A 5167-nucleotide genomic window follows, 5' to 3' on the forward strand; every position below is an offset into this window, starting at 1 on the left:
TGCACATCGGGGAGGATACAGTGTCCGTGATCCGCCACAATGGAGAATCCGAACCGGTCCGGTATTCCGAACGTCTCCCATACCCGTTGTGCCGCTTTACAGGAGACATATCCCGATTCCTCGGCCAGCCATTCATAATCGGGATTGCCCAGGCAAAGCAGGGCACGGGGTGCGATCATAGCCATGAGCTCATGATGATCGAAAGGTAGCTTGCCTACGGCATCGGAGAACCGAAACATCTCCTCCATAAACCATACATGGCTGGTTCTGCTTAGTGTTTCCACCTCGCCTAATGTTTCGGAAACCCGCCAGGAAGCTGCGCCCCCGCCTCCCGATTCCTGTGCAATGGTGAGGGCAATCCGCTCATCGAAAGCCGCGGCGTAGAGTGCCATTTTTCCGGCAAAGGAGCAGCCGGTGATGGCCAGCCGGCGCAAATCGATCGGTAATTGATCTTGTACGATCTCCAGCCCGTCGATCAGGCGGCTGACACCCCACGACCAGGCACTGTATGCACCCATGTGAACCAGATCGGGATATAGCCGGTTGATCGGTTCTTCCCCCCTTTTTTGTTGCCAGGCCATGACCTGGGCAAAATTGAAAGTGACCTGTGCGATATCGCGGGAGGGAAAGAGGTCGGGTGGGAGACTGCCGGATCCCCTGCCAATACCAATCACCGCAGGAAAAGGCCCCTTCCCTATGGGCAGGATCACATGAGAGGCGAGCGTCAGTGTCTCTCCATTGACCGTAATGCACACTTTCAGCGTATCGTTCCAGTAATTGGCGGTGATGGAGTCAGGGCGTTCCGGCTTCCTGCCAATCTCATAGTGCTGAATTTCCATACCGATCTCCAGCCTTCTGCGTCCCCAGTCCTCAAAACGGGTGGATCGTCCGCTTCCGTCGGACCAGGCAAAGGGGTCGGGCAGTGTTTCAATCAGGGGCAGTTCCTCCAATGAGGGCAGACAGACTTCAAAAGGAGAGACCGAGCTTTCGGTATTATAGACCAGTGGTATCTCCCGGGCTGACACTTGAAGATTCATGGCGAAAACAGTCAGCATAATCATTGCGATATTTCTTACACCATTCATTTTTATTCTGTTTGTCTTTTTGAGTCTAATTGCCAGTTGATTGGTACTAGCCGATACTTCAGGGTAGCATCCGGTCGGCCCGATTGGCAAAATCATCCTGTACCTCTCTCCTCCATTTCGATACCGCAATGGATCCGTCAGGATGATCATACCAGTGATTTTTCGTGGAGTCCGGTTGTATGAACCGTCCTCCCCAGCTTTCCTGATTGGGTTTTTCCGGGTTATTCAGTCCACGGACAGCGCTCACCAAATATAAGAATGAAGGAGAGTCTCCCTCCCATACACCGGGTGTTTCGGGATAAAAACCGCTCTCCGGATAGAGTGCACCAAGTAATCCATGGCCCTTTCTGATGTGTTTGTTTATCCATTGAAGATCCGATAGTGCTTTGTCAGAACCGGGGGCATTGTTGAACATTCCCATATAATTTTTTTCGGAGACGATCGCAAAAAGACTGGGAAATGTATCCAGGAGCCACTTTCCCGAACCATCCTGAAAACCGATCATGTAAATACGGACTTTCCTTATGATACGTTCTGTTTCCGATGCATCGCATGTTTTTGATATTTTCCATAATGCCTGGGCTAAATCGCCAGATCCTCCCCATACACAGAACCATACGGGTCTCTCGTCATCCTTCTCCAGCAGCCTGATTATTTTCTCGGATGCTTCGCTATCCTTGCCTTCACCGATAATCTCTGCAACCGGTCGCCCCCATGTCCCCGACCTGCCTTGCCATGTTTTTGTACGAAGTTCACCGGCCGTTGGATAACGATCATCGTGAGAACGGAGGTTCTCATCGACATGATCATACAGATAGAGCATATCGAATAAATGCTGTTTGTTAGCGATATTGGCGAATGTGGCAGAGGTTGCGATCAGTCCCTCTACATCAAAATCATTTGTATATAGCAGAAACCGGATCATCGATTGTACGTCGTCCGAGTCGCTCCGCTTTTCGGCAGAGCCGAACCCCATCCCTCCGGGTATTACATCCACCGGAGGAAAATCGGTCATGATCACCACTCTTGGACGCGAAAAACCGGAAGTTGTCATTACTCCCAAGATGAGAAAGATTGTGGCTGCTTTTAATCGAAAATCTATTTTCATTATTTGGCTGGATTTAGAATGATTCTTTTGTAACTTGTCAGATTGGGAATTCCGTGATCGGTTACTTCACAAACTAGATGAATACTTTTTCCCGCCATGTCTGAAGGGATTTTTATTGTCGCTCTTGAGGTGCTGGCATTCTCCAACTCTACCGTTTCTGAATAAGTGCCAGCTTCGGACAAAAACAGCCATTTATAGCTCAACTGATCACCGTCGGGATCAAAAGATTCGGAGGCATCCAAAACGATTTTCCTGCCTTGTCGAGGGGCGATGGATAATATTTCCCTATCTTTCTTCCCATTGACAATCACTACCGGGTTTCGGTTCCCCTTACCCTCTTTGGCCCAGTCCATCCGGGCAGCAAAATTATTGAAAATAGCAGGATAAAAGTAAGCTTCGTACTTTTTGGATGTTTCTTTGGCCCCTCCTGCATGGTTTGTAAAGCAGTAGGTTTCATTGTCCATTCCTGGTCCCCACTCAAAGTATCCTCCCCAGCCACCCTGCTCCGGTTTTTCCGGATCATTCAGACCATTGGGCATGAGATGCAGAAACGACGGTGTATCGCCCTCAACCCCGTATTTATTTTTGGGGTAGATTATTCCGAGGTGACCATGATGCTGGATATGGGTTGCGTATTCATCCCATTTCCCGGCACCGATTCCGTTCTGCGAAAGCCATGCACTCTCATCCCAGATAAAGAGAAGCTCTTTTTCAAATTCACGGCGCATCCATTGGTGGGAACTGAAAGGATAATTGGAGTGTCGCTCTCCCCAGGGTACATCCTGGTCGGTGATGGTATAGACGCGCAGTTTATTCAAAAAGCGACGAAGTTCCTTTTCCGTTCGCTCCTGTTTCACCCGCCAGATTGCCTGAGCCAGTGTGTTTCCCCCTCCCCAGACGGCAACCCACAAGGGTCGGTCGTCGGCTTCATCGACCAGTTGAATGATGAAATCACTCCCTTGTGACTCGTTATTTTTTCCAATCTCCTTGCATCCCAAATTCAAGCTTCCCGGCATTACCCGGTTACGCAAATAGCTTGCACTGGGCCAGTAACCGATCCTCTGCAGTTCGTTCTCCTCTGCCAATGTAAGAAAGCTGTTTTGTTCCGAACGTTTCATAAGGTTGGGCAAGTCTTTTTCGTATGCATCGATTGTCTTGTATAGAATCTCCATCCAGGAAAGGGGATAGCTTCGCCCGCTACTGTTCCAGCCTCCGGAGGCAATCAACGCTTCTATCTCAAACAGATCTGCGTGTACCAACAGGCGGATCATGGATTGCATGTCATCCGGCTCCACATATCCCGGAGCAATGTCGGTTAAAACGACGAGGCGAGGTTTAAGCGATATAGGGGTGAAATCTTTTAGGTTCGTCTTTGCGTAGGATACCTGCATTATTGCAATCAGACACAAAATAGACACAAAATATTTTGGATTCATATCAGCATGTTGTTTTGGATTCATACGGTGAGTTTAATGGCTGTTTTATAAAGTAGCAAGTTATGACAGAACTAATCCGATTCCAGGATAAACTTGCTCTCTTTCAATCCCGGTGAATCAGCTTTGATCGTGATCCTACCCGGTTTGCCTGATTCACCTCTCACTATCACCAGACATTGTCCGTTAAATGTCTTTCTTGTGAGGGAGGGGAACGGAGTCATGTCGGCCGGGTTGCCGTTGTCGGTGGCCACCAACTCACCCGATCCCTCGATGGTGAAATGGACCGGTAAGCTTGCATCCGGTACCGGACGCCCTTTCTGGTCGGTTACCTGTACGGTGATGAATGCAAGGTCTTTTCCGTCTGCAGCGATCCGACTTCTGTCTGCTTCCAGCTGCAGAGTGAATGGCTCGCCGGTTGTGACCACCACGTCCTCCGACCATTTTTTACCGTTTTTGTAGGCTATTGCCTTCAGTTCACCCGGCTCGTAACGGATGTCATCCCACCGGAGCCGGTATTCGAACTGCCCCTTTTCCTTTCGACCGAGCGACCTGCCATTCAGGAACAGCTCCGCCTCGTCGCCGGAGGTAAAGAGATGGACCGGCGTGACCTCACCTTCCCTGTCGGGCCAGTTCCAGTGGGGCAGGATATGCACCATCGGCAACCCAGGCAGCCAGCGGGACTGGTAGAGATAGAACCGGTCTTTTTTAAATCCTGCCAGATCGATGATACCACAGTAGGAGCTTCGGGAAGAGTAGTAGGGGGTAGGCTCTCCCAGGTGATCCCAGCCGGTCCATACGAACCCTCCCGCTACATAGGGATGCAAATCCTGCATCCGGAACACCTTGTCGGGCGAGGAGCCAAAGTCCACCGCATAAAGCTCATAGCTGCTCACCTGTGCCATTCGGGAATCTCCACCCATGCCATCGCGGGTGGGAGAGCTACTCTTTTCGGTGACCGGAAAGAGGTAGATCCCCCTGCTGCTGAAGGAAGAGCCCACCTCGCTACCGAAGATCACCTTCTCCGGGAAAGTAGCATGAAAATGATCATACTGGGGGACCGTACGTATCCGGTTGGTTCCTTCAAATTCTGGCTCCTGCCGGATGCCTTCACCCTGGTAGTTGAGACCAATTACATCGGCCACCCGCGAAAAAGGCATATCCGGCTTGGCGTAGTTCAAGGAGAGGGTAGTGAGGCGTGTGGGATCTTCCTCTTTGACAATCCTGTTCAGATATTCAGCCAGGGCCGCTCCCTTTTCGTCCGTGTACTGTTCGCCCACTTCGTTGCCGTAGCTCCACATGATCACCGAGGGATGGTTTCTGTCGCGGCGCACGAAGGAGCGGGTATCGGCTTCGGCCCACTCCGGGAAGATCAGGTGAAAGTCGTGCGGTGTCTTCTTCCTCTCCCAGGAGTCGAAGATCTCATTAACCACCAGGAATCCCATCCGATCGGTTAACTCCAACAGTTCCGGCGCTGGCGGGTTATGTGCCATGCGGACAGCATTGCATCCCATCTCCTGCAGCAGCTCAAGCTGTCGTTC

General features: G+C 50.9%; 4 protein-coding genes. All 4 read right to left on the reverse strand.

Features of this window, described 5'->3' with window-relative positions; all coding sequences use genetic code 11:
* On the reverse strand, nucleotides 1–1085 hold a 1085-nt coding region (locus tag B3Z75_RS00270; RefSeq protein WP_294066401.1), incomplete at its 3' end, for an alpha/beta hydrolase family protein.
* 58 nt (nucleotides 1086–1143) lie between these two features.
* A complete protein-coding gene (locus B3Z75_RS00275) occupies nucleotides 1144–2193 on the reverse strand; it encodes a DUF1593 domain-containing protein (protein ID WP_294066404.1) in 1050 nt (349 codons plus the stop codon).
* Nucleotides 2193–3629 (reverse strand): DUF1593 domain-containing protein, encoded by a 1437-nt coding sequence (locus tag B3Z75_RS00280; RefSeq protein ID WP_294066407.1) that lies wholly within the window; start codon nucleotides 3627–3629, stop codon nucleotides 2193–2195. Before B3Z75_RS00280 ends, B3Z75_RS00275 begins: the two co-directional genes overlap by 1 nt.
* Nucleotides 3630–3700: 71 nt before the next feature.
* On the reverse strand, nucleotides 3701–5167 hold a 1467-nt coding region (locus tag B3Z75_RS00285; RefSeq protein WP_294066410.1), incomplete at its 5' end, for a DUF4982 domain-containing protein.

This window comes from Proteiniphilum sp. UBA1028, from assembly GCF_002316955.1.
In the GTDB taxonomy this organism is placed as follows: Bacteria; Bacteroidota; Bacteroidia; order Bacteroidales; family Dysgonomonadaceae; genus Proteiniphilum.